Source organism: Gilliamella sp. B3464 (genome assembly GCF_026536145.1).
In the GTDB taxonomy this organism is placed as follows: domain Bacteria; phylum Pseudomonadota; class Gammaproteobacteria; order Enterobacterales; family Orbaceae; genus Gilliamella.
On the sequence record NZ_JAFNOQ010000009.1, the window covers coordinates 1 to 24,871 of the forward strand.

General features: G+C 34.6%; 22 protein-coding genes and 1 pseudogene. 20 read left to right on the forward strand and 3 right to left on the reverse strand.

Features of this window, described 5'->3' with window-relative positions; translation table 11 throughout:
* The 4 genes from J3U57_RS09825 to mltG all read left to right on the forward strand — a co-directional run.
* Nucleotides 1-1,579 (forward strand): hypothetical protein (locus J3U57_RS09825; RefSeq protein ID WP_267344566.1); only part of this gene is annotated, 1,579 nt, incomplete at its 5' end.
* A 30-nt stretch (nt 1,580-1,609) separates the two neighbouring features.
* Entirely contained in the window at nt 1,610-2,005 is a 396-nt protein-coding gene (locus J3U57_RS09830) for a hypothetical protein (RefSeq protein WP_267344567.1), read from the forward strand.
* A 396-nt stretch (nt 2,006-2,401) separates the two neighbouring features.
* A complete protein-coding gene (alr, locus tag J3U57_RS09835; protein WP_267344569.1) occupies nt 2,402-3,487 on the forward strand; it encodes an alanine racemase in 1,086 nt (361 codons plus the stop codon).
* A gap of 5 nt (nt 3,488-3,492) precedes the next feature.
* Complete coding sequence (gene mltG / locus J3U57_RS09840; RefSeq protein WP_267344570.1) at nt 3,493-4,515, forward strand: endolytic transglycosylase MltG; 1,023 nt, start codon at nt 3,493-3,495, stop codon at nt 4,513-4,515.
* Nucleotides 4,516-4,589: 74 nt separating this feature from the next.
* On the opposite strand, the gene J3U57_RS12845 is transcribed toward mltG, so the two are convergent.
* Together J3U57_RS12845 and ampD are read right to left on the reverse strand one after the other, a co-directional pair.
* Nucleotides 4,590-4,919: a YqcC family protein gene (locus J3U57_RS12845; protein WP_416379675.1), complete on the reverse strand. Its 330-nt coding sequence runs from the start codon at nt 4,917-4,919 to the stop codon at nt 4,590-4,592.
* A 6-nt stretch (nt 4,920-4,925) separates the two neighbouring features.
* Nucleotides 4,926-5,459 (reverse strand): annotated as a pseudogene (ampD, locus tag J3U57_RS12850) (1,6-anhydro-N-acetylmuramyl-L-alanine amidase AmpD); the annotation flags it as partial.
* 203 nt (nt 5,460-5,662) lie between these two features.
* Between ampD and ppdD the strand changes: the two are divergent.
* The 5 genes from ppdD to J3U57_RS09870 all read left to right on the forward strand — a co-directional run bounded on the left by ppdD (nt 5,663) and on the right by J3U57_RS09870 (nt 10,545).
* The gene (gene ppdD, locus J3U57_RS09850) at nt 5,663-6,094 is read left to right on the forward strand and encodes a prepilin peptidase-dependent pilin (protein WP_267332967.1); all 432 of its coding nucleotides are present in this window, start codon (nt 5,663-5,665) and stop codon (nt 6,092-6,094) included.
* Between the two features lie 29 nt (nt 6,095-6,123).
* On the forward strand, nt 6,124-7,233 hold the full coding sequence (locus J3U57_RS09855) for an ATPase, T2SS/T4P/T4SS family (protein WP_267344572.1): 1,110 nt from the start codon (nt 6,124-6,126) through the stop codon (nt 7,231-7,233).
* Nucleotides 7,230-8,405, forward strand: a complete 1,176-nt coding sequence (gene hofC, locus J3U57_RS09860; protein ID WP_267344573.1) for a protein transport protein HofC — start codon at nt 7,230-7,232, stop codon at nt 8,403-8,405. Before J3U57_RS09855 ends, hofC begins: the two co-directional genes overlap by 4 nt.
* Nucleotides 8,405-9,154, forward strand: coding sequence for a prepilin peptidase (locus tag J3U57_RS09865; protein WP_267344574.1), 750 nt, complete (start codon nt 8,405-8,407; stop codon nt 9,152-9,154). Before hofC ends, J3U57_RS09865 begins: the two co-directional genes overlap by 1 nt.
* Before the next feature lie 239 nt (nt 9,155-9,393).
* Nucleotides 9,394-10,545 (forward strand): M20 aminoacylase family protein, encoded by a 1,152-nt coding sequence (locus J3U57_RS09870; RefSeq protein ID WP_267344575.1) that lies wholly within the window; start codon nt 9,394-9,396, stop codon nt 10,543-10,545.
* Between the two features lie 117 nt (nt 10,546-10,662).
* Here J3U57_RS09870 and ygfZ read toward each other — a convergent pair whose 3' ends face one another.
* A complete protein-coding gene (ygfZ, locus tag J3U57_RS09875) occupies nt 10,663-11,541 on the reverse strand; it encodes a tRNA-modifying protein YgfZ (protein WP_267344576.1) in 879 nt (292 codons plus the stop codon).
* Between the two features lie 276 nt (nt 11,542-11,817).
* On the opposite strand from ygfZ, the gene ilvI reads away from it, so the two are divergent.
* From ilvI to J3U57_RS09930, 11 genes are all read left to right on the forward strand, one after another.
* Nucleotides 11,818-13,536: an acetolactate synthase 3 large subunit gene (gene ilvI, locus J3U57_RS09880; protein ID WP_267332961.1), complete on the forward strand. Its 1,719-nt coding sequence runs from the start codon at nt 11,818-11,820 to the stop codon at nt 13,534-13,536.
* Entirely contained in the window at nt 13,536-14,030 is a 495-nt protein-coding gene (ilvN, locus tag J3U57_RS09885) for an acetolactate synthase small subunit (RefSeq protein ID WP_065799075.1), read from the forward strand. The genes ilvI and ilvN overlap by 1 nt, the downstream gene beginning before the upstream one ends.
* Before the next feature lie 197 nt (nt 14,031-14,227).
* Complete coding sequence (locus J3U57_RS09890) at nt 14,228-16,429, forward strand: hypothetical protein (protein WP_267344579.1); 2,202 nt, start codon at nt 14,228-14,230, stop codon at nt 16,427-16,429.
* Between the two features lie 423 nt (nt 16,430-16,852).
* Nucleotides 16,853-18,490 carry a glutamine hydrolyzing CTP synthase gene (gene pyrG, locus J3U57_RS09895; protein ID WP_267332960.1) on the forward strand — a complete coding sequence of 546 codons (1,638 nt, stop codon included), beginning with the start codon at nt 16,853-16,855 and terminating at the stop codon, nt 18,488-18,490.
* 46 nt (nt 18,491-18,536) lie between these two features.
* Entirely contained in the window at nt 18,537-19,838 is a 1,302-nt protein-coding gene (eno, locus tag J3U57_RS09900) for a phosphopyruvate hydratase (RefSeq protein WP_065633501.1), read from the forward strand.
* Between the two features lie 226 nt (nt 19,839-20,064).
* Nucleotides 20,065-21,009 (forward strand): VirK/YbjX family protein, encoded by a 945-nt coding sequence (locus J3U57_RS09905; RefSeq protein WP_267344580.1) that lies wholly within the window; start codon nt 20,065-20,067, stop codon nt 21,007-21,009.
* Between the two features lie 82 nt (nt 21,010-21,091).
* Nucleotides 21,092-22,000, forward strand: a complete 909-nt coding sequence (locus tag J3U57_RS09910) for a lysine exporter LysO family protein (protein WP_267344581.1) — start codon at nt 21,092-21,094, stop codon at nt 21,998-22,000.
* A gap of 581 nt (nt 22,001-22,581) precedes the next feature.
* On the forward strand, nt 22,582-22,965 hold the full coding sequence (gene dhaM, locus J3U57_RS09915; protein ID WP_267332957.1) for a dihydroxyacetone kinase phosphoryl donor subunit DhaM: 384 nt from the start codon (nt 22,582-22,584) through the stop codon (nt 22,963-22,965).
* 15 nt (nt 22,966-22,980) lie between these two features.
* Nucleotides 22,981-23,454, forward strand: coding sequence for a Lin0368 family putative glycerol transporter subunit (locus tag J3U57_RS09920; RefSeq protein ID WP_065799081.1), 474 nt, complete (start codon nt 22,981-22,983; stop codon nt 23,452-23,454).
* A 28-nt stretch (nt 23,455-23,482) separates the two neighbouring features.
* Nucleotides 23,483-23,830: a Lin0368 family putative glycerol transporter subunit gene (locus J3U57_RS09925; RefSeq protein ID WP_416379676.1), complete on the forward strand. Its 348-nt coding sequence runs from the start codon at nt 23,483-23,485 to the stop codon at nt 23,828-23,830.
* A gap of 41 nt (nt 23,831-23,871) precedes the next feature.
* Nucleotides 23,872-24,870, forward strand: a complete 999-nt coding sequence (locus tag J3U57_RS09930; RefSeq protein WP_267332955.1) for a dihydroxyacetone kinase subunit DhaK — start codon at nt 23,872-23,874, stop codon at nt 24,868-24,870.
* Nucleotide 24,871: the final 1 nt, after the last annotated feature.

A 24,871-nucleotide genomic window follows, 5' to 3' on the forward strand; every position in this document is an offset into this window, starting at 1 on the left:
GGCATCGGGCATCGGGCATCGGGCATCGGGCATCGGGCATCGGGCATCGTTTTTATTAGTTAATAGTGATAGTAATTGTTATCAAAAGTTTTATTCTTTATACAAAAATCCATTTTCAGATTTATCTCTTTATTTTTTCTATATTAGTGAGTCTAATCGTATCTCCTTATTCAAAGCGTTTTTAAGGCAGGGGATAGTAAAAACAGGTTTATGCACTCTATTTTTGTTGGTGTTGTTTACAGTGATATCGATAAAGCCGGTGTATGGTTTAACGACACAAACAGCACAGGTAATAAATGGGACAAGTCCTTATTTAACTTATGACAATGGAAAGACAGTATCAACAACAATATTACCACTGTTATCGCTAACGTTACCGAATAATAAAGTGATAAGCGCGTTGGAAGACAAATCATCAGTAGTTGAACCCATTGTGATAGAAAAAGTGCCGACAACTTTTAATGATATTAAAACCTATTTACCTTTTAGTAATTATCCATCAATGCCGTTAGCTAATGTAATAGTGGCAAATAATTATTGGCGTGATGCAGATGGGGATAAACTTTTTACCATAACGGGTTATATGAAAGTGAAATGGGAAACGTACGATGGTGAAGATGTGACCGATTATGTGAAATCGAATCCGAATAGTGAGTTAGATTCGTGTAAATCTCCCTATAAGTTAACACTCAGTGCCGATGATGGTGCTTTATTGACTAATTATGGTATACCGGATACGAATTCATTCAAAGGGGAAAGCCACAGTTACTATATATTGTCTAAACACACAGTATGTTATGTTAAACCCTATGCTATTGAAAAAATGCCACAATTTCAGTGGTTAAGTTTTGATAGTAGTAATACATTCGTTGCATGGAATGATTCACGATATACGTCAAGGACAGCTGTTGGTGGAGGCTATACGTCAGATTATGTGCCTAACATCGGCTTTAAAGCGACGCCAACTGCATCTGGTGGTAAAAAATTTCCGACGACTGGTTTTGCAGGTGCCAAATTTCAACTAATTGTGACAGGCTCTCCTGCCAGTTATAGTTTTAGTGTTCCCAATAATCCGGGAGGTCAAGTGACTATCGATCCGCAAGGTTATGTCTTACTAAAAGGCAAACCAACTGGTGATGTTACTGTAAGAGCAACTGTTAAGCAAAATCCAGCTATTAAGTTAGATTATACATTTAATCCAACCAGTGTCTGGGCGAATCCGCTTAAAGATTTTTTTGATATTTGGAGTGTTGCTATTCAAAGATGTAGTATAAATAATTTGCTCTCATACTCGGAGTTAACCAATACACCTGTTGATGATCGTTTAAATGGTTCTTTTGAAATTATAAATGGTTATACAAGAGCCATTGGTCAAGGACTTCTACCCGAATGGGGTTATTCAACTCAACAAACTTATCCTGATTCAACATGGCGAGATGAAGGCGATAGATATTGGACAAAAGATTTATATTATCAAAGTAGTTATGGTACTCATATTGATGTTAATTCAAGTTCAGGTCTTTTAGGGGTAGATGCTGATGCAGTAGGGGCTCCTGACTATTTGGTTTGTCGGCAATAACGGCTTTTTATCTGTTTGGTTGGTATAAAAATGAAAATTGATAAGAAGTTAGATTTATTGAGTCAATATCAAGGTATTTTATTATTTCGTGAAGGGTTATTTTTACGTGCGTATAATCAGTCTGCCTACATTTTAAATGAGATACTTGGGCAACAGCTAAAATTGAAATTTTATCAAGCTACAGGTGCTCGAAATCAATGGATTGTTAAGTGTGCCTTTCCGGCAAATAAGATAAACGAACGTTTACCGGGAGCGACCTTAACCTCTTTTGGTTACCTAATTGCTGGTGAGTTTGATTTAACGAATTATGGTCAATGGTTTGCGCGACGTTGCCTTGAAGAGAATGAAATGAACGAAATGGCAAAAGCCGACTCCGAGTCGTTATCAACGACGAGCCGTCGGCGTCGGAGCTCGCACTATATTTGAGCAAAATCTAGACAATAGCTAACTGCTATTGTCTAGAAAAAAATATTTGATTTGTGTTCATATTACATCATCGTTAGCAAAACAAGCTGAATTTTAATTGATTAATTTTGAAAACGAACGCGTTTTTAACAGATCTAAAAAATTTAATAATTGAATAGACACTGACACAAGATAATATAATGTTTTGTAATTAAGCATAATTAATCAATCTGTTAAGGTTATTTAATTATTATTTTTAAAAATTTTTGATGATAAAGTTATTTTACTGACTTTATTACAAAGTGCCGCCTAGTTTTACTAAACTTATATCATAAATAATCAAACCAATATTTTTATTGTGCTTCTCAACAACAAAATTTACAATATCTTCCTGATATATCAGTTAGGTTATACACAATGTCTATCGCTGTTGTTGAAATAAATCGTAAATCAATTCTGCATAATCTTGACGTTTTAAAAAATCAAGCACCGCAAAGCGCACTAATGGCTATTGTTAAAGCCAATGCTTATGGTCATGGTGTTGAGGGCATCGCTAAGTTATTGCAAGATAAAGTCAGTTATTTTGGGGTTGCAAGAGTTTCTGAAGCATTATTTTTAAGAAAACTTGGTATTAATACACCGATTGTCTTACTTGAAGGTTTTTTTCCTCATGATGATGTGGCGGATTTGATCGATTTTAATTTGCAACCGGTGATCCACGCTAGTTGGCAAATTGATGCTTTAAATAATATTGCCATTGACAATCAAATTACCGCATGGTTTAAAGTTGATACAGGAATGCATCGGTTAGGGTTTCATTTAGATGAAGCACAAGCCGAATTTAATCGGCTTGCTAATTGTCAAGTGATACGTAAATCGATAAATATTATTAGCCATTTTAGCTCAGCGGATGAATTTGATTCAGCACAAACTAACAAACAAAATGCACGATTAGATGCGTTTATTCATTCTTCAGGTAATAAATCATTGATCAATAAACTTTCTATTGCTGCCTCTGGAGGAATATTGCATTGGCCGGATTCTCATCGTGATATGATAAGAGCAGGAATTGCGTTGTATGGTGTTTCTCCTTTCAACGATCCTATTGCTGATCTTAAACCTGTAATGACATTTAAATCTGAATTAATTGCTGTGCGTAAACATAAAAAAGGTCAAGCTGTCGGTTATGGTCAAATCTGGACAAGCCACAAAGATACGCTTTTAGGCGTGGTTGCTATGGGATATGGTGACGGTTATCCACGTAATATTGCGGAAAATACGCCTGTCGTTATTAACGGACGCCGAGTGCCAATTGTGGGGCGAGTTTCGATGGATATGATTGTGATCGATTTAGGGATCGATAGTCTAGAAAAACCCGGTGATGAGGTCATATTTTGGGGTAAACAGTTACCTGTTGAAGAGATTGCTAAACACACCGGTATCAGTGCATATGAGCTTTTAACGCGCTTAACTTCCCGCGCAAAAATTCACTATATAGATTAATCATTATGACAAAAAAAATATTTTTATATACGATTCTTACACTCATTATAATTATAGGTGGTGCAATTGGTATTAGTTACTATTTTCTGCACCAATTCTCAAAACAGCAAATGCAAGTCACAGATGACAACCAAATATTTGTGCTTAAAAAGGGAACAACTTTGCATCAATTAGTTGCTGAAATAAAACAAAACAACTTAATGCAACAAGCTTATTTGTTACCTTATCTTTATAAATTAGATCCTTCGTTGAGTTCGATAAAAGCTGGCACATATCAATTACATGCTCACATGACAGTTGAAGAATTTTTACAGTTACTAGTCTCTGGAAAAGAGAGTAATTTTTCTATTCAATTTGTTGAAGGTAAACGCGCTAAAGATTGGCTTAATGTGCTTAAAACTACACCTTATATTCAACAAACACTCGATGGCAAATCCAATGAAGAAATTGCTAAATTATTGGGTATTGATGGTTCAATCGAAGGATGGTTATCACCAAATACATATCTTTATACGGCCGATTCGACTGATGTAAGTATATTAAAACGTGCTTATCTGACCATGAAAAATAATTTACAAAAAGTATGGGATAATCGTGATAAGGATTTGCCATATCGATCGCCTTACGAAATGTTAATCATAGCTTCAATTATTGAAAAAGAGACGGGCATTAGTTCTGAACGAGCGAATGTTGCTTCGGTATTTGTGAATCGATTAAAGGCAAAAATGAAATTACAAACTGATCCAACGATCATTTATGGCTTAGGTGATAATTATACTGGTGCCATTAGGCGCTCAGATCTAACCGATACCAACAATCCGTATAATACTTATGTTATTGAGGGGTTGCCGCCTACACCTATTGCCATGCCTAGCCTTGCTTCTTTAGAAGCCGCTGCTCACCCAGCTAAGACCAACTATCTGTTTTTTGTGGCAACAGGCAACGGTGGTCATACGTTCTCAAATAGTTATGGTAGTCATCAACAAGCAGTAAATGAATACCGTAAATTAACGCGTGATGTTAATTAATCTTATCGCTATCATCGCCGCATAAATCAGTATGCGGCATCTATAACAAATTCCAAAAATGTAAGCATAACGGTTTAATTGCGTTCATTTTCGGTGGATAGTTTGTCAAGCTGTTTAATAAGATATAACAGTTGAACGGTATTTTCAGGATGTTCTTTTAAGGCTTCTTCAAAATAAGGATGAAGTGCAAATGTCGGAATCTTGGTTTTGGCATCGATAAGCGCCAAAATCCGCGGAATAAAAATCCATTGTAACCATTCATGACTTTGCATAGTATCAATTGCAAAAGGTTCTTGGCTTAAAAAAGCAGCAGTTGGTGGTGGCGTTGTTTGCCATAAACGAATGTTTTGTAATTCAAGTTTGATTAACTCAAGTTGTTTTACTATTTTTTGGGCTTGTGACAATTCATCAATAAGTTTGCGATAATATTGCCAATTAAAACAAGGTCCAGGATCAGTTTTACGTTCTGGTGCAATATCGCTATGACCAGTAATATTTTTAATGCCATACGTGTGTTGCAACAATAAGGTAACAGCGGCTAATTGTTGATATTGATAATCCGTAAAATCATCTGTATCACAACCCTCCATTTCAATGCCAATCGAAAAATTATTACAATTCTCCCTACCTTCAAAACTTGATTGCCCAGCATGCCAAGCTCGCTTATCAAATGGAACAAATTGAATTATCTGACCATCACGACGAATAAATAGATGGCTAGATACTTCTAGTTGATAAATTGTTGCAAAATAGGGATGTTCGTTAGGATCAAGTTTACCCGTAAATAGTTGTTCAACATAAGGACCACCATATTGATTTGGCGGTAAACTGATATTATGAATCACTATTAATGAAATTTCTTCATTAGCAGGGCGATCATTATAATAAGGTGAAATGACTTGTTTTACACCCTGTAACCAACCATTAACAATATTAAGTGACATATGGACTCCAATAAACTTTGCTTTATACAGTGAGGATAAAATTTAATTTTGCGATAACGTTCTCAAACATTCTTCTTGCATCTTAAATAGTTGCAATAAATATCAATCATTACTTCCAAAATGAATTTTTACATATTATTTCATTTTTTTGTTTTGCTATAAAGTCACTACCTTATTCACTAACTTTAACTCACGAGAAAATTATGACAGCTCAATCAGGATTTACCTTGTTTGAACTTATGATTGCAATAGTTGTTATTGCTATTCTTACAGCCATTGGCTTGCCGGCTTATCAAGGTTATGTAAAAAAGGCGGCTTTAACCGATATGCTACAGACTATGACAGCTTATAAAACCGCTATTGAAATATGTGCAATTGAACAAGGTCATTTAACACATTGCAGTAATGGTAATAATGGTGTGCCCATCAGTAAATCATCGAATTATGTCACATCTGTTTCTGTAACTAACGGCGTGATTACTTTGGTTGGCAAGAGCGCTTTATTGGGATTAACCACAACCTTAACACCGACAATTAATACCACTGAAGGTAATTTAGTTTGGACCCGAAATTGTTTAACAACACCGATAGATACGTCTTTAACACAAGCTTGTGAAGCTATTTTTAAATTTTGATCGTTAAAACGATTGACAAGGAATATGTGATGAATGCAGAGCAATTAGTTGAAAGTTTAGATAAATTATTGTTGTCAGCATTAGATAAACGGGCTTCGGATATTCATTTTGAACCTTATTTACATTATTATCGTATTCGCATGCGAATTGATGGTGTGCTGCAAGATATGCTTATGCCACCATTAGCTTTAGCTAAACAAATTGCCGCTCGGTTAAAAATTATGGCAAAGTTAAATATTGCTGAGCAACGCTTGCCACAAGATGGTCAATTGATAGTAGATCGTTATGCAATGCGGATATCTACGTTACCGGTCATTAATGGTGAAAAAATCGTGCTGAGAGTCATGGACAATAATGAATCGGAACTCACCATTGATGATTTAGGATTAACACAACACAATCTTTCAATATTTCAACAAATTTTAGATTATCCTCAAGGGTTGATTTTAGTGACTGGGCCAACCGGTAGCGGGAAAACGGTTACCTTATATAGTGGATTAAAAAAGTTAAACAAACCTGAGCGTAATATTTGTAGCGTTGAAGATCCGATAGAAATCCCCATTGATGGCATTAATCAAACTGCCATAAATGTTAAAGCAAGTTTAACCTTTGCTGTTATATTGCGAGCCTTACTTAGGCAAGATCCCGATGTGATAATGATTGGTGAAATTCGTGATCCTGAAACAGCAGAGATTGCTATTCAAGCAGCGCAAACAGGACATTTAGTTTTATCCACATTGCACACCAATTCAAGTTTAGAAGCCTTAATTCGATTAAATCAAATGGGAATTAAAAATTATCTGGTTTCCTCAAGTTTAAAATTAATTATTGCCCAACGTCTTGTTCGTAAGCTTTGTCAGTATTGTAAGGTTGTCGCAAGTCAATTAATAGTGCTAGGAGGAGAAACAACAGCTCATTTTATTGCTATGGGCTGCGAACATTGTTTTGGTGGGTATCATGGGCGCATAGGATTATATGAATTTTTACCAATAACGACAGAAATACAACATCAATTACTCCGTGACCAAATGATTTCGCCTACCAATATGATAACGCTCAAAGTTGCAGGACAAAAACTGGTTAAAGATGGTGTTACCACCATTGCAGAATTGCAACGTGTTTTGGGTGATTATCTATGAAAAGGCTCTACGTATGGTATGATTTGGATTTTAATGAAAATAAAATAATTGCGTCTTCTCAGCAAGACGCGAAAAAACAGCTATTATTACAAGGCAAAATTGCCATCAAAATAAAACCAGTTAAATATATTAATAAACATAGTTTTACTCGTTTAGAGTTACTGGTTGTTACTAAACAAATAGCAACGATGCTTAAAGCAGGTCTTTCTATTGTTGATAGTTTACTTATTTTAGCGAAAGAGCACCCTCATCCTCATTGGCAATATCTTCTTGTTGAAATTGAACATCAGATTGCAAAAGGGGAACCTTTATCAAAAGTTTTAACTCATCATCATTTGGTCTTTCCGACACTTTATTGTGAAATTGTTGCAATCGGTGAGATGACAGGACAATTAGATTCAAGTTTTGAACAGTTAACGTTACAACTTGAAAAATCAATAAAACTACAAAAGCGTATCAAACAGGCCATGCGTTATCCATGCTTTTTACTCACGGTATCTATAATTGTGATAGTGATAATGCTATTAGTGGTTTTACCCAGGTTTGCTCAGATCTATCAAGATTTTGATGCTCAATTGCCGTTGTTTACCCAGTGCATTATCGATTTGTCACACTTTTTACAACGGGCTTGGTTCATTGTTTTAATTACTCTATTACTAAGCTATTTATTGTATCGGTATTATCTTAAGCTTCGCTATCGAGATGTGATTGATAGTTATACATTAAAATTACCTATAATCGGTAAAGTAATTGCCACTACTTGTTTAACACATATCTTTCAAACAATAGCAATAACTCAACAAGCTGGCATCCCTTTACTTGCAGGTTTGACCGCTTCGGCTAATACGATTATGCATCGTGTGTATCAAAAAAGTATTTTTTATATGATAGCCGAAATCGAAAAAGGGCTTTCATTTAGTCATGTTTTACAAACACAACCGTGTTTTCCAACTTTATGTCGTCAATTGATCCACATAGGAGAACAATCCGGTACGCTGGATTTAATGCTAACCAAGTTAGCCGATTACTATGAAGCGCAGAGTCAAACATTAACTGATAATCTATCTCAATTAGTTGAGCCGTTGTTAATGTTAATACTAGCGCTAATCATTGGAAGTTTAATAATCGCTATGTATTTGCCTATCTTTCAACTTGGCGAGGTGATTAACTAATGATAGCTTGTATTATTGCGATGTTAGGTGCATGTATGGGCAGTTTTATTTGCGTTGCTTTTAGTCGGTTTTCGCCATTACATACTTCCTTTATTTATTTATCGGCCATAAGTTTAACATGTTCATCTTGTCCAAATTGCTTGAATAAACTGAAAGTTTGGCAATTAGTTCCGCTGTTGTCTTATTTGCTATTAAGGCAACGCTGTTATGCATGTCAGGCTAAAATACCGGCTCACTATTTTTTGCTAGAGTTAGCTATGTCAGTGTTGTTTATGGTGATTTATTGGCATAAAGGTATTACTGCGCAAAGTATTGTGTTAATGATGTTGGGTTGTTATTTTTTACTATTAGCCTTAATCGATTTTAAATATTATTTATTGCCGGATTTTTTTACGCAACCATTAATGTGGGGAGGCTTATTGGCGGCATATTTGAATATCAGCAATATACTATTAGCCGATGCATTTATTGGTATTTTATGCGGGTATCTTTTATTAAAAGTACCGGCTAGTTTATTTTATTTAATTTCAAACAAGCATGGATTAGGCGGGGGAGATATAAAATTACTTGCCGCGATAGGTGCATGGATTCCTTATCATTTACTACCCTTATTAGTAATTATGGCTTCAATATTGGGTATTTTTTATTTTCTGATCTTAAACTATCTTTTTTATCGACAATCATTAAAAGTTATTCCATTTGGTCCATTTTTATTAATTTCGGCGTATTGCTGCTGCTATTTTAGTTAATTAAATGATTAAAATGGTCAAATTTTGCTCATACACATCTAATTTTTATATATAACGTAAATCGATTAAATATTTGCTTCTTTTTCAAAGTTCATCAGTTAGCTTATCTGTATTTTAATATATAACTAAAATCACTAATCATAGTAAAAATAGTTATTTTTATAAAAGGTAGAATAGCAGTATAGTACTAACCAATAAACTGATTAAGTTTACAATTGAGAATGAATAAGGAATGTATAATGAGTCGTATTAATGAATTAAAATCAGAGATGATTGCATGGCGTCACCATATCCATGCTCACCCAGAAACCGCATTTGAAGAGAAGAAAACAACGAAATTTATAATTGAAAAGCTTAAATCTTTCGGTATAACTGAGCTCTATACCGATTTTGCACCAACAGGTGTTGTGGGTATTATTGACGGTAAGAAAGAAGGGCGAGTTATCGCATTACGAGCCGATATTGATGCTTTAGATATTATAGAAGAGAATAAAATAGATTATTGTTCAACTATCCCCGGTAAAATGCATGCCTGTGGTCATGATGGTCATACTGCAACATTATTAGGCGTGGCTAAATATTTGAGTGAACACCGTGATTTTTCGGGTACAGTCGTTGTTATCTTCCAGCCAGCTGAAGAAAACGAAGGCGGTGCTCGTGTGATGGTTGAAAATGGCTTGTTTGATCGTTTTCCAATTGAAGCTGTTTATGGTATTCATAATCAACCGAATATGAAATTAAATCATTTTTACATTAACCATGGACCAATGATGGCATCATATGATGTTTTCGAAATCAAAGTAACAGGTGTTGGCGCTCATGCTGCCGCTCCTCATCTTGGTAAAGATACAATTTTAACGGCAACACAAATCGTAAATAGTTTGCAAAGCATTGTCAGCCGCAATGTCGATCCTATTAGCTCTCTTGTGGTGAGTGTTACGCAAATACATAGTGGCGATACGTGGAACGTGTTACCACAACAAGCGGTAATTCGTGGTACAGTTCGTGCTTTTAGCGCCGATGTACAAGATATGGCTGAGCAACGCATTACACAGATTGCAACAGGTATTGCCAGCACATTCGAAGCTAAGGCTGAGGTTGATTATCAACGGCGTTACCCGGCAACAATTAACTATGCTAAGCAAGCTGATATTGCGATAGAAGCTGCTAAAAACGTTGTTGGTGAAAATGGTCTTATTATCGATCCTTTACCATCAATGGGCTCGGAAGATTTTGCTTTTATGCTGCAAAAAATACCAGGCGTATATGTGTGGCTAGGTGCTGGCAAAGGTGCTAATTTACATAATCCAGCCTACAATTTTAACGATGAAGTTTTAATAACCGGGGCGCAATACTTTATTGAAATAGTCAATCAAGAACTTGGGGGGTAACTCAACCTAACATTTTTTAATTGTTATCAGAAATTTACTTAACTAATCAGTTAACTATCTTTTTAAATGTAGATGTTAACTGATTAGCTTTCACTGATCTTAACAAGCCTTAATCAATTAATGAAAACAAAGTTTACTCGCTACAGCGCCTTTTACTCTAAATTGTGTGTTGAGATCGATGCCATTAGCAAGCACAACTTGAACATAAATATCATTGTCTTGATTTAATTTCATCGTTGCAAGGACTTGACCGCTTTCGCGCCAATTGCCATCAATCTGGCATTCGATGGTATCACCAATATTGGGTAAACTATCGCTTTTACCCGTTAATAAATAAAGCCCTCGTTTATTAGCCCCACGAAATTGAGCTCGAGCCACCATTTCTTGACCACAATAACAACCCTTATCAAAACTGATGGCGTCATAATATTGTAAATTACATGCTTGAGGCAGTAATGTTTCACAATTTTCTTTATCGATAATGGCATAACCAGCTTCTAAATCAAGTTGCATCCATCGGCTACAAGGTTGTAAATCTTCATCGATAGTTTGAGGTGATACTCTAATTGCCCGTGTATGAGGTAAATTTAATTTGATATAAGTAATATTATTATGGGTAATACAATTTTGATGATTTAATTGGTCAATAATGTCTGCGGGTATCGCATCGTATTCTAAACCAACGATATTTAAATCATTAACCTGCTCGATAGAGACTTTAGAAAATACGGCATATTTTTTTAAAGCAGCAATTTGCACATCAGCAACACTTTTACGTAAGATATAGTAGATATCTTGCTCTCGTTGAAATAATAGTATGTTACTCCACATTCTGCCTTTAGCATCACAATGTGCAGCGAATAAGGCAGTTTGCTGAGAAAGGTGATCGATATCAATTGTCACTTGTCCCTGTAAATATTTGCGATTATCCACTCCAGATACTTTTACTAACTGCCAATCGGCAAGTGAAATGGGTTTAATTGAGAAATTGCTCATAATAGTGCCTTTTACAAATAAAGAATTTTAACATCAGTAACACTAGAGTTCCAATTTTCTAAAGTGTTAAAACAAAACAAAAATGACTGGAAAATCAATATATAATATTTTGATTACTTTATTAAACTCCCTTTATTTTGATTTTGCAAATTTACACCATTATTTTTTTATTGTGATTTAGTTAAAAGTTATATTATTGACTTAATTGATTTTATATATAAGTTAATGCACAATAAATCAATAGATGACAAAAAAGTTATATTGGAGGCAATAAGCATGGCAAAATTGTCAGGTGCAGAAATGGTCATTCAATCATTGATTGATCAAGGAGTAAAACAGATATTTGGTTATCCTGGTGGTAGTGTTCTTGATATTTATGACGCAATTCATACACTTGGTGGTATTGAACATATATTAGTCCGTCATGAGCAAGCAGCTGTGCACATGGCTGATGGTTACGCTCGAGCTACGGGTGATGTTGGTGTTGTGTTAGTTACATCGGGGCCAGGCGCGACTAACACTATTACCGGTATTGCCACTGCGTATATGGATTCTGTGCCACTGGTTATATTATCTGGACAAGTAGCAAGTAATTTAATTGGCAATGATGCATTCCAAGAGTGCGATATGGTCGGTATTTCAAGACCGATTGTTAAACATAGTTTTTTAATCAAAGATACTCAAGATATTCCAGAAATTATCAAAAAAGCATTTTATATTGCGTCAACCGGTCGCCCTGGTCCTGTTGTCATTGATTTACCAAAAGATATTGTCAATCCTGCTAATAAATATAATTATCATTATCCAAAATCAGTATCGATGCGTTCTTATAATCCAACAATACAAGGACATAAAGGACAAATAAAAAAAGCGCTAACGACACTTTTTACAGCTAAAAAACCGGTTCTTTTTATTGGTGGTGGTGTGATATCTGCTAATGCAAGTGAGGCGATCAAACTGTTTGCTGAAAAGTTGAATCTGCCTGTTGCTTCAACGCTGATGGGCATTAGTGCTTTCCCTGGAACAAATAAACACTATTTAGGCATGATAGGTATGCACGGTGTGTATGAAGCCAATATGTCAATGCATAATGCGGATGTTATTTTGGCTATCGGCGCACGTTTTGATGATAGAACAACTAATAATGTTGAAAAATATTGTCCTAAAGCCAAAATAATTCATGTCGATATCGATCCGACATCAATATCTAAAACCATCATGGCAAGTATTCCTGTTGTTGGTGATGCTAAAGTTGTTGTAGAAACTATGTTAGATCAAATTGATGAACTAAACATAGAGCGTGACTTAGATGCCTTGGTTGATTGGTGGAAACAGATCGATCATTGGCGAGCTCGACATTGCCTTGCTTATAGTCATGAAGGTAACAGTATTAAACCGCAAGAAGCAATTGAAGTATTATATAAATTAACTAAAGGCGATGCTTATATCACTACCGATGTAGGTCAACATCAAATGTTTACAGCGCTTTATTATCCGTTTGATAAACCAAGACACTTTATTACTTCAGGTGGACTTGGTACCATGGGCTTTGGCTTACCTGCCGCACTAGGTGTTAAATTGGCCTTCCCAAAAAATCGAGTTGTTTGTGTAACCGGTGATGGTAGTATTCAAATGAATATTCAAGAACTATCAACAGCATTACAATATGGTTTACCTATTTTGATTTTGAATCTTAATAATCGTTTTTTAGGTATGGTTAAACAGTGGCAAGACATGATTTATGCAGGGCGACATTCCTCGTCTTATATGGAGTCATTACCTGATTTTGCTAAAATTGCTGAAGCTTATGGTCATGTTGGCATAAGTATTAATAAGCGTGAAGAGCTTGAATCCAAACTTAAACAAGCGTTATCAATTAAAGATCGACTTGTTTTTGTAGATGTGATGACCGATGCTACAGAACATGTTTATCCAATGCAAGTTCGAGGTGGTTCAATGAGTGAAATGTGGTTAAGTAAAACGGAGAGAACCTAATGCGTTATATATTATCTATTTTAACTGAAAATGAACCTGGCGCATTGTCTCGAATAATTGGTCTATTTTCACAACGTGGTTTTAATATTGAAACCATCACAACGGCGCAAACCGAAGATCCAACCATGCATCGTATGACCATTCAAACCTCAGGCGATGAGCATGTACTTGAACAAATTCAAAAGCAACTTCATAAACTAATTAATGTATACCGTGTTAATGATTTAACTGAAGGCCCTCATGTTGAGCGTGAAATTATGTTAGTTAAAGTTGCCGCTAAAGATTCAGATGCACGTGACGAAGTGAAGCGATGTGCCGATATCTTTCGAGGATCAATTGTTGATGTGACTGCAACGCATTATATTGTTCAGTTATCGGGCACCAGTGAAAAGCTTGATTCGTTCTTATTATCAATTAGAGAAACATGTAATATTGTGGAAACAGTCCGATCAGGGATTATTGGGCTATCCCGCAGCGAAAGAACACTTAAATAAGTTGTATTCTAAATAAATCTAAAGGCGTATTAAGCGCCTTTTTTAAATGGAAATGAAGAATATCGATAATTTAAAAGATGTTATCGAATTTAAGTAATAATTAACTAAATAAAGGTAGAAGAAATTACAACTAATTTTGTTATTAGTTTTATAAACACCGTTTTTAAATAAAATAATATTTACATAAAGGAATCTTAATGGATTGGTATACGGTTATTAAAATAGGCATTTTAATTTTTGGATTAATCAGTTGGATCCTTTATAAAGGTGAACGTGGTGTTAATAGGGGGGGGGAACATCGTGTTAATAGGGCAATTTTAGAGAAACACCTATCCCAACGTGAACCAATAAGAGATTTAACAGATGAAGAATTAGAACTATTACATCCGTACCTAACTAGTAAAATAACGGTTTATCCTTATAAATCTCAATCATCTTTAATCGATAACCATGTGTCCTATTTACGAGGTGAGTGCTATCGTAATAGTTTTCACAGTAATACTGACGAAATTACTTATTACTATGAAGTTGACAATATTGAACTGTTCTTTCCATATAGTATGGATAGATATATTGATAAATTTAATATTATTGAAGTTGTATTTACCAAATGGTATGGGATAGTCGTAAAAATAAATGATCACGATATCAAGACCGCATCCGAAAACTATGGTCTTAATGAGGAATATGAATTTGGCGATTTAAAAAACACTAACTTGTTAGATGATCGTGACTCTGTTGATATTGAGTCACTAACGCTTTATGATGATAATAAAAAAGTTGATAAACAACATAATACAAACCGTTATCAAAAAAATAATTCTTATGGTATTGGCACAGATAGTTCAGAAGCATCGATTAATCAAACCCTTTATCAACGTGAAGAAAGTGAATTTGAAGCTATCAGTCAACATAACCTTGGTATATTAACTTCACTTTGTTTGATATTAGCAACGGTTTTACTGATACAATCATGGTTTAGTGAAAATGAGCAGATATCCATCTTAATCTTAATATTAGTCTTTCTTAGTGCAGCAGCTTTTTTTGTTTGGTATAAACCTAAACGCCATTTAATTCCACAACAAGTGAAGGTTATTAAAGCTAAAATTTCAAATACTTTTACGGAAATGGGTATCGGTGATAATGGTAGAAAATTACTTCGTTATGGTCATACGTTATCCGTCAATAATGAAATAGAACAGTTTGGTTCGCCTAAATTTATTATACGAAATACAATTTTATTCATTGTTGGGATAGTTTTATCTGCTGTTCTTTATTATTTTACCGATCCAATTAATAATGGTTATTTTGCTTATCGGTATTACAATCAACAATCTCACAATCTGCAAATTAACGATCTAACCACTTTAGAAAATAGTGATATCTCTCAAGGAGATATTGTAAATATTTCTATAAAAAACACATCGTGTGATGTCAATAATTTAAAGGTCAATTATAAATGTCACCACTTTTTTATCAATACTCAGCCGATGACATTGACGGAAGATAATGTGATGAGTATTAACAGCTCATTAAAACATATATTTGATCCAAAATTTGTTAATGATTTTATCGATTTAGAAATGACTCATTTAAAAAACATGCAACAAGAATATCAACTATATATTGATATGCTCAACAAACATTCTATTGAAAGAGTCAAATTTTATGTTAAAAAATCTTTCTCTAGAATAAAAAATATAGGTCAAATAATCATTGACATTGAAAAGGTATGTAAAATTACACCTCTCGAAAATTGTGACAATATTAAATCCCGTATAGTTAAGTTATTTGATAGTGATAAAGACGGTATTACATGGGATGATCTACTTGATAGGTCAGAAAAAAATCCCGAAATGATGAATGAAATAGTCGAATCCAACGAAGTAAATGTTCTTAAAATTAATTTAAAACCATTTAAATTAGAATTACAAAAAAAATTAGTGAAAATTGTTTCTCAATATCAATCTGAAAATTCTATAGAAATTACATTAACCAATCAAAGCTATATCGATATGCTTCGATTAGTCATGAATAATTCAATCAAATTGGATGAATTTGAAAATGTGAATTATTATATTGATATTTTAAATAACACTATCTCGCCTAATGTTAATATTATTGGTGTGGTAAGTGATATTCGTTATCGTGAGGATCAAAATTCTAATACAAAAAGTATTTCTGCTCTGAAAGTTAATGCAAATCATCATTATAATTTAAAAGCAAATCAACCATTATCTCCGCTTTTTCTGATAAATATGCTTATTTTTGTTGTTATGACATTAACTGCTACGATTAACGGCATTCAACTATTAAGGAAAATAATAATTAACCGACATCGAACGAGTGAAATTAAGAAATATTATGAAAAAAGATTAGGTACTATCATTAATCTTTAATGAACCGTTTTAATATAAATAAAAAAATTTTAAAACTATGGTAGAAAGTAATTTAGAAATTTAATTAACAATGTAGTGTTTCTATTTGTTGTCTTTATTATTTTAATCAATATTATTTGCTTATTTGGAAAAAAGCAGCAAATCTGACTCGATTAAAAAAATTATTGATAACTATAATGATAAAATTTTGAATATACAGATCAACAGTTTTGATTAATATTAGGCGGATTATCAAAATAATAAGCACATATTTTGTAGGTAATATAGCTGGCTGACAAACGAATTAAAAGTAATTATTCAATTGAGACCTATACTTGATTCTGTTATACTATCTTCCCGTCTGATTCTTCGTATATTGTGTTGGTTTTTATGGTTTAAAAACGCACAATATTATTCTAATAAATTAATAATGGTCTGGTATTAATGGTTACGAATTATATTTTTGTTACAGGCGGTGTCGTTTCTTCTTTGGGTAAAGGCATTGCCGCAGCGTCTCTTGCTGCAATTTTAGAAGCCCGCAATTTAAAAGTCACCATGCTCAAACTCGATCCCTATATTAATGTTGATCCGGGCACAATGAGTCCTATTCAACATGGTGAAGTTTTTGTTACCGAAGATGGGGCAGAAACTGATCTTGATTTGGGTCATTATGAGCGTTTTATTCGCACTAAAATGACACGCAAAAATAACTTTACTACTGGGCGAATTTATTCCGATGTACTACGTAAAGAGCGACGTGGTGATTACTTAGGGGCAACTGTTCAAGTTATTCCTCATATCACTAACGAAATTAAATCACGCGTGATTGAAGGTGCAAAAGGTTTTGATGTTGCTATTGTTGAAGTTGGCGGCACAGTGGGTGACATTGAATCACTTCCATTTTTAGAAGCAATTCGTCAATTAGCCGTTGATGTTGGTCGTGAACATACGTTATTTATGCATTTAACGTTAGTACCTTATTTAGCTTCAGCTGGGGAAGTAAAAACCAAACCGACACAACATTCAGTGAAAGAGCTGCTATCAATTGGTATTCAACCTGATGTATTAATTTGTCGTTCAGATCGCATTATTCCCGCTAATGAACGTGCTAAAATCGCACTATTTTGTAATGTACCTGAGCGCGCAGTTATTTCATTAAAAGATGTTGATTCTATTTATAAAATCCCTGCACTATTAAAATCTCAGAATTTAGATACATTTGTTTGCAATCGCTTCCACCTTGAATGTAAAGAAGCTGATCTGTCTGAATGGGAACAGGTAATTTATGAAGAAGCCAACCCAATAGGTGAAGTTACCATTGGTATGGTTGGAAAATATATTGCTCTACCTGATGCTTATAAATCGGTAAACGAAGCATTAAAACATGGCGGATTAAAAAATCGTTTAACTGTTCATATTCGATATATTGATTCTGAAGATCTTGAATCTCGTGGTACGGAATTATTACAAGGTTTAGATGCGATTTTGATTCCTGGTGGCTTTGGTTATCGAGGTGTTGAAGGAAAAATCATGGCAGCTCGTTATGCGCGTGAAAATAAAATTCCTTATTTAGGTATTTGCCTTGGTTTACAAGTTGCTTTAATTGAGTATGCTCGTAATAAGGCTGGTATTAAAGATGCCAACTCTACAGAGTTTGTTAAAGATTGCGCTAACCCAGTTATCGCGTTGATCACAGAATGGAGTGATGAATCTGGTAATGTGGTTCAACGTAATGAGAACAGCGATTTAGGTGGTACTATGCGATTAGGTTCGCAAATTTGCCATTTAGATACAAATTCTAAAGTATTTGATATGTATAAAAAAGAGTCGATCACTGAACGTCATCGTCATCGTTATGAAGTAAACAACAATTTATTACCGGAAATTGTGAAAGCTGGATTGAAGATCACTGGACTATCAACTGATAAGAAATTAGTTGAAATTATTGAGATTCCAGAACACCCTTGGTTTGTCGCATGTCAATTCCATCCGGAATTTACTTCAACACCACGAGATGGACATCCATTGTTCAGTAGTTTTGTGAAAGCTGCTAAAGAGTATCAAGATCAGCAGCAAAAATAGTTTATTTTTACATTAGTTATATATCTGTCATATAGAGGAAAAAAACATGGCAAAAATCGTTAAAGTACATGGTCGTGAAGTGATCGACTCTCGTGGTAACCCAACAGTTGAAGCCGAAGTACACTTAGAGGGTGGTTTTGTTGGTCTAGCAATTGTTCCATCTGGTGCGTCAACTGGTTCACGTGAAGCACTAGAACTTCGCGATGGTGACAAGTCTCGCTTTTTAGGTAAAGGCGTATTAAAAGCTGTTGAAAATGTTAATGGACCTATTGCTAAAGCTGTTTTAGGAAAAGATGCTTTAGATCAAGCAGCTATCGACCAAATCATGATTGATTTAGATGGTACTGATTTCAAATCTAACTTAGGTGCTAATTCAATTTTAGCCGTATCTTTAGCAAATGCTAAAGCAGCAGCAGCAGCTAAAGGTGTACCACTTTATCAACACATCGCTGATTTAAATGGTACTCCAGGTCAATACTCTATGCCATTACCAATGATGAACATCATCAACGGTGGTGAACACGCTGATAATAACATCGACTTACAAGAATTCATGATTCAACCAGTTGGTGCAAAAACAGTACGTGAAGCAATTCGTATTGGTTCTGAAGTATTCCATAATTTAGCTAAAGTTTTACACGCTAAAGGTATGAATACTGCAGTTGGTGACGAAGGTGGTTTTGCACCTAACCTAGATTCAAATGCTGAAGCATTAGAATGTATTAAAGAAGCAGTAGAAAAAGCAGGTTATGTATTAGGTAAAGACATTACTCTTGCGATGGACTGTGCTGCATCTGAATTCTATAACAAAGAAACCGGTAAATATGTATTAAAAGGCGAAGGTAATAAAGAGTTTACTGCTCAAGAATTTACTCGTTATTTAGAAAGTTTAAGTGAACAATATCCAATTGTTTCTATCGAAGATGGCTTAGATGAAAGCGATTGGGAAGGTTGGGCATACTTAACTAAAGAATTAGGTCACAAAATCCAATTAGTGGGTGATGATCTTTTCGTTACTAATACCAAAATCTTCAAACAAGGTATTGAAAAAGGCATTGCTAACTCAATCCTAGTTAAAGTTAACCAAATCGGTACATTAACTGAATCAATTGCAGCAGTTAAAATGGCTAAAGATGCTGGCTATACCGCTGTGATTTCTCACCGTAGTGGTGAAACAGAAGATTCAACCATTGCTGATTTAGCCGTTGGCTTAGCAGCAGGTCAAATCAAAACTGGTTCTATGAGCCGTTCTGATCGTATTGCTAAATACAACCAATTAATGCGTATTGAAGAAGCGTTAGGTTCTAAAGCACCATTTAACGGTTTAAAAGAAGTTAAAGGTCAATAATTAATTTTTAACAAAAATTAATCGTTATTTAAAAACGGTGATAAATTCACCGTTTTTTATTTTCATTTTATTTAATATAACCTTATATAAGGATAGTTGCACTGACTTATATTGTGTTGTACCCTTATTGCCTTGATTTTATGACTTATCTTTAATATTGCATATTAAGTAATACTTGAGTCATTTTATATTTTTTTAAATTAACCGAGTTTAGTTTTTTCTGATTATGAATAATATTACAAATATGCCCCAGCCTAAAAGTAAGTGGCAACTTTTTCACTGGCTTTGTGTAGGCAAACTTCCACTTAATGAACTTTGGCTTAAACCAACTTATCGATATAAGTTCTTTTTTCGCACACTTTTTTTAAGTCCAATTACACTCAAATTGCTTGATAAATTAAGACAATATCCTTTACTTGGTTATTACCTTTCCTGCCAAACCAATTTACCTTGTAAATTACAACGGCCGTATTTATCATCATGTTTGACACAAAAAGAGCGTTTAGCTGCTTTAGTTTATCATTATGATTTTTTATCAAAGCAATCCGGCAATATGTCTAAGGCTTTTTATAACCCAGAATCGCCTTATATTTTGGCTAATATCGACGCTAAAAACGAAACAAACATACAAATAGCTATTCAAGCGCGAAATAAATATGCGCGTGAAGGTGAATTGAGTCTCTATTTTTATGATAATGACGGTATTGATTTAGCAACTTTAACCTTCACCCTTGTCGAATATCAAAAAAAATCTACGCTATTTATTGCTGGTTTACAAGGAACAGGGCATCATGAAGCACGAACACGCGTACAAAAAGCAACAAAGCAGTGCTATGGACTTTTTCCAAAACGCGTCGCGGTAGAAGCGGCATTAATTATTGCTAAATATTTTAATTTAGAACAGGTGATTGCTGTTGGTAATAACACACATGTGTACAATAACTGGCGATATAATAGCCGACAAGAAAGAATTTTATCGGATTACGATGATTTTTGGTTAACAATTGACGGTAAACCAGATTCCAAAAACTTATTTATATTACCGACCGAAATTAATCGAAAATCGATTGACGAAATAGCGAGTAAAAAACGCTCGGAATATCGTAATCGTTATGCATTATTAGATCAGCTTAAAGTTAGCATTGAGGAAAGTTTATCCTCATTACGTTGATAATGAGGATATATTAGAGCAGAGTTTTACCTCTAATTTTTATAACAATACTATATGAATATGAACATGGAAAGGAATAAAAATGTATTATGGTATTTTGATTGCATTTGTCCCATTGTGTTTAGGTTATTTGATTAAAATTAAAGATCAAAAATGGCTAGCCAAAATTAATCAGATACTTGGCTATATGGTCTATTTTATTCTTTTTATCATGGGGGCTGAAATAGCTCAGTTAGACAATTTAATCACAAATTTACAGCATATTTTGCTCTATACCGCTGTTGTTTTTGTCTGTACTTTTGGTGGCAATTTTTTGGCATTAATCTTATTTGATCTATTTTTGCCTTGGAAAACAGCTAACACCGGCTCGTCGTTTGAATCTCGTTTTAAATTGATTTTTGAATCTTTAAAAGTATTTATTGCCTTGATACTCGGTTTTATTGCGGGTTTTTTACCTTTGTTTTTTTGGCAATATACTGGCAGCATTATTCAAATAGTGTTAGTTTTACTTCTATTGCTCATTGGTATCCAGCTACGTAGTAACAATATCTCGTTTAAACAGATTTTGTTAAATAAAATTGGTTTGACGACATCTTTAGTCGTGGTCATAAGCACTTTTTTAGGTGGAATATTAGCTGCTTTCATTTTGGATTTTCCAACTCGTGTTGGGCTTGCTATGTCATCGGGATTTGGCTGGTATTCTTTGTCCTTAGTTTTGATGACAGAAGCGCATGGTCCAATCATTGGTAGTGCAACCTTTTTAAATGATATTTTGCGTGAATTGTGTGCAATAATTCTTATTCCAACCTTAATAAGACGCTATAAACTTACTGCGTTAGGTTTGTGTGGTGCAACTTCGATGGACTTTACTTTACCAATGTTACAAAAAGGCGCCGGCATCACTATTGTGCCACCAGCCATTGTACAAGGGTTTGTATTGACTTTATTAATGCCAATTTTAATGACACTTTTTAATTATGGTGGATTTTAATGGTAAAAGCATTAGTTGTATTTAACTCATTAATCAGTCAGGCTCATTTAAAAACTTTTTTGACTAATTGAGTTGGATCAATGAGTAAAAAGCTGAATTAAATTAGCGGGTCATTTGTCTAAATATTAAATAGTTTTTAAACTCTTCTAAGCATCAACATCAACTTATTCATTTCATTACTCAGTTTTAAAAGCAATTTATTTATTTTGTTTTTAAACTATCAAGCGTAGCGAATTAAGCTAGGTTACCCATACAACTGTAAAATATTGCATAGAGTGATGCTTTTTATCTTTTTTGCTAATCAATACCTGAATCTTTTGTTTTATATGTAAACTTATGCTCATTTTAATAAAATAACGTTGATCATATATTTGACATCAACTATCAATCTGTTAACGGTATTGTTTTTTAGATATCACACTAATATAGCTAATTATTCTATTTTATTTTGCTGTCAAAATTATCACTATCTAAAAGTTAGATCTGAATCACAAATTTATTATAAAACAATTTCCGCCTTAATTTTATTCGATATAATTGAACAAAAGATTATTAACGAGACATATGTTCAAGAGGTAAGCATGATTAGTATTATTTTAGTCTCTCACAGTAAAAAAATTACTGATGGATTAAAAGAAATGATCGAAGAGATGGTCGATTCAACCGGTGATGTAAAAATTTATTCAGCAGGCGGAACAGAGGATGGACGATTGGGAACAGATTCAGTTGCGATTTATAACATCATCGAACAATCAAAAGATCACAAAAATATACTGATATTTGCTGATATAGGTAGTGCCATTTTAAGCACAGAAACCGCTATTGACCTTATCGAAGATGAAGCCTTAAGAAGTAAGGTGACGTTAGTTGATGCCCCCCTTGTTGAAGGTGCATTTGTTGCGTCAATACAAGCCATGGTTGATGAAGATGTTGAAGGTATTTTAGCTGAACTACAAAATATTTAAAAAGTGAGCGTTAGGATGAAATTTTTTCGAAGCTTTGTGGGTTATTGTATCGCTGGAATGATTGTAATGTCAGTTTGGTCACAATTAGGTACTTACGGCATTTTCGGTGGTTTTTTGGCGGCGGTAATCATTATTGGTCCAATGTGGTACATGAATCATTATATCAATCTGACTGGCAATGAAGATGATGCTGCTTTTGTTGATATGGGACTTGCTATTGCAGTATGTGGCATTATGCGCGATACCTTTATTCAAGGTGGGCATGCATTTGTCTCTTCTTTACCTACCATATTGCTTGTGATTGTCGGCGCTACTTTAGGGGGAATTACTGCTGCTTTCATTGAAAAAGATATGGCGAAGAAAACAGAATTTATTAATGAGAATCCAAGAGAACCTGGTTTAAGACGTTCTGATTTTGAAAAGTTGAAAGAAGCAAAAGAAAAGATCTTGCGTAGCAAACAAATCAAAGTTTTTCAAAAAAAGAAATAATTAGCTGAAATATAGGGAGCAAATGATGATGTCAATTAAATTGGCTATTGCAACAATAATCGGTGGTTTTATCTTCCCTTTTGTTATACGCATGGCATGGGGGCGTATGGTTGACAATTGGGGACCAATCGGTGGTTGGATGGCGGCAGCATTTATTGTTGGAACAGTCTGGTGTATTAATCATGGAATAGCAACGCCAATGATTACGCAAAGTGGTTCAGTATGGGTCGATCAAGGGTTAGCCGCTGGTGTTGGGATTTGGGTAGCCTCAGCTTTAACCGGTGGAAGCAAACGTAAATCAGTTAAAAATATTGTTGCAGCAGTATGTGCAGGTATTGTTGGTGGGTATGTATTATCACTTTTTTTAGTGAGTTAAGTAACAAGTAAAACATGTAAAGGATAGACCGAGGTGATGTAATGAGAAGATTAATTAATGATGGCTATGATGTCGTAGAAGAGATGCTAGAAGGTTACTGCTTAGCGCATAGTGAATATGTCGAATTAAAAAAAGCGTGTAATCGCGTAATCGTAAGTAAAAAAATCAGTACAGAGCCAAGAGTTAGAATAATTATTGGCGGCGGTTCAGGACATGAACCCGCATTTTTAGGTTATGTTGGCAAAGATTTTGCGGATGCGGCAGCAGTCGGTAATGTGAACACTTCACCATCTCCTGAATATTGTTATGAAGCAGTAAAAGCGGTTGATTCTGGTAAAGGATGCCTATTTGTTTATGGTAACTACGCTGGCGATGTTATGAACTTTGATATGGGAGCTGAATTAGCTGCCGATGAAGGTATCCGGGTTGAAACGGTGACAGTGACTGATGATATCTATTCTTCAAAAAACATTAGTGATCGCCGTGGTGTGGCGGGTGATGTATTTGTGTTCAAAGTCGCTGCCAGTGCTGCCGCCAAAGGTTATGACTTAGATAAAGTTAAAGCTTTAACTGAAAAAGCTAATGCCAATACTTATTCAATGGGTGTTGCACTATCATCTTGTACATTACCGGTTACCGGCGAAGTCATTTTTGATATGCAAGAAGGTGACATGGAAGTTGGCATGGGCATTCATGGTGAACCCGGTATTGAAAGAACTAAGCTAGAAAAGGCCGATGTCGTTGTGAGCCAATTAATCGATCATCTTTTACAAGACTCCAAAATAAAAGCAGGTGATGAAGTGCAATTACTGATTAATGGATTAGGTGGTTTGGCATTGATGGACCAATATATCTGCTACCGAAAAGCACATCTTTTATTAGCACAAAAGGGCATTAAAATCTATAAACCACTGGTGGGCAATTATGTGACTTCAATGGATATGGTAGGGATGTCTATCTCTGTTATCAAGTTAGATGATGAACTAAAACAGCTATTAGACCATCCATGTGATGCGCCTTATTTTAAAATTGCTTATTAAC

What these genes read in the sequence shown, in the direction of transcription:
- J3U57_RS09830 (WP_267344567.1), top strand. Translation starts at nt 1,610, where the DNA reads ATGAAAATTGATAAGAAGTTAGATTTATTGAGTCAATATCAAGGTATT.
- alr (WP_267344569.1), top strand. Translation starts at nt 2,402, where the DNA reads ATGTCTATCGCTGTTGTTGAAATAAATCGTAAATCAATTCTGCATAAT.
- mltG (WP_267344570.1), top strand. Translation starts at nt 3,493, where the DNA reads ATGACAAAAAAAATATTTTTATATACGATTCTTACACTCATTATAATT.
- ppdD (WP_267332967.1), top strand. Translation starts at nt 5,663, where the DNA reads ATGACAGCTCAATCAGGATTTACCTTGTTTGAACTTATGATTGCAATA.
- J3U57_RS09855 (WP_267344572.1), top strand. Translation starts at nt 6,124, where the DNA reads ATGAATGCAGAGCAATTAGTTGAAAGTTTAGATAAATTATTGTTGTCA.
- hofC (WP_267344573.1), top strand. Translation starts at nt 7,230, where the DNA reads ATGAAAAGGCTCTACGTATGGTATGATTTGGATTTTAATGAAAATAAA.
- J3U57_RS09865 (WP_267344574.1), top strand. Translation starts at nt 8,405, where the DNA reads ATGATAGCTTGTATTATTGCGATGTTAGGTGCATGTATGGGCAGTTTT.
- J3U57_RS09870 (WP_267344575.1), top strand. Translation starts at nt 9,394, where the DNA reads ATGAGTCGTATTAATGAATTAAAATCAGAGATGATTGCATGGCGTCAC.
- ygfZ (WP_267344576.1), bottom strand. Translation starts at nt 11,541, where the DNA reads ATGAGCAATTTCTCAATTAAACCCATTTCACTTGCCGATTGGCAGTTA.
- ilvI (WP_267332961.1), top strand. Translation starts at nt 11,818, where the DNA reads ATGGCAAAATTGTCAGGTGCAGAAATGGTCATTCAATCATTGATTGAT.
- ilvN (WP_065799075.1), top strand. Translation starts at nt 13,536, where the DNA reads ATGCGTTATATATTATCTATTTTAACTGAAAATGAACCTGGCGCATTG.
- J3U57_RS09890 (WP_267344579.1), top strand. Translation starts at nt 14,228, where the DNA reads ATGGATTGGTATACGGTTATTAAAATAGGCATTTTAATTTTTGGATTA.
- pyrG (WP_267332960.1), top strand. Translation starts at nt 16,853, where the DNA reads ATGGTTACGAATTATATTTTTGTTACAGGCGGTGTCGTTTCTTCTTTG.
- eno (WP_065633501.1), top strand. Translation starts at nt 18,537, where the DNA reads ATGGCAAAAATCGTTAAAGTACATGGTCGTGAAGTGATCGACTCTCGT.
- J3U57_RS09905 (WP_267344580.1), top strand. Translation starts at nt 20,065, where the DNA reads ATGAATAATATTACAAATATGCCCCAGCCTAAAAGTAAGTGGCAACTT.
- J3U57_RS09910 (WP_267344581.1), top strand. Translation starts at nt 21,092, where the DNA reads ATGTATTATGGTATTTTGATTGCATTTGTCCCATTGTGTTTAGGTTAT.
- dhaM (WP_267332957.1), top strand. Translation starts at nt 22,582, where the DNA reads ATGATTAGTATTATTTTAGTCTCTCACAGTAAAAAAATTACTGATGGA.
- J3U57_RS09920 (WP_065799081.1), top strand. Translation starts at nt 22,981, where the DNA reads ATGAAATTTTTTCGAAGCTTTGTGGGTTATTGTATCGCTGGAATGATT.
- J3U57_RS09925 (WP_416379676.1), top strand. Translation starts at nt 23,483, where the DNA reads ATGTCAATTAAATTGGCTATTGCAACAATAATCGGTGGTTTTATCTTC.
- J3U57_RS09930 (WP_267332955.1), top strand. Translation starts at nt 23,872, where the DNA reads ATGAGAAGATTAATTAATGATGGCTATGATGTCGTAGAAGAGATGCTA.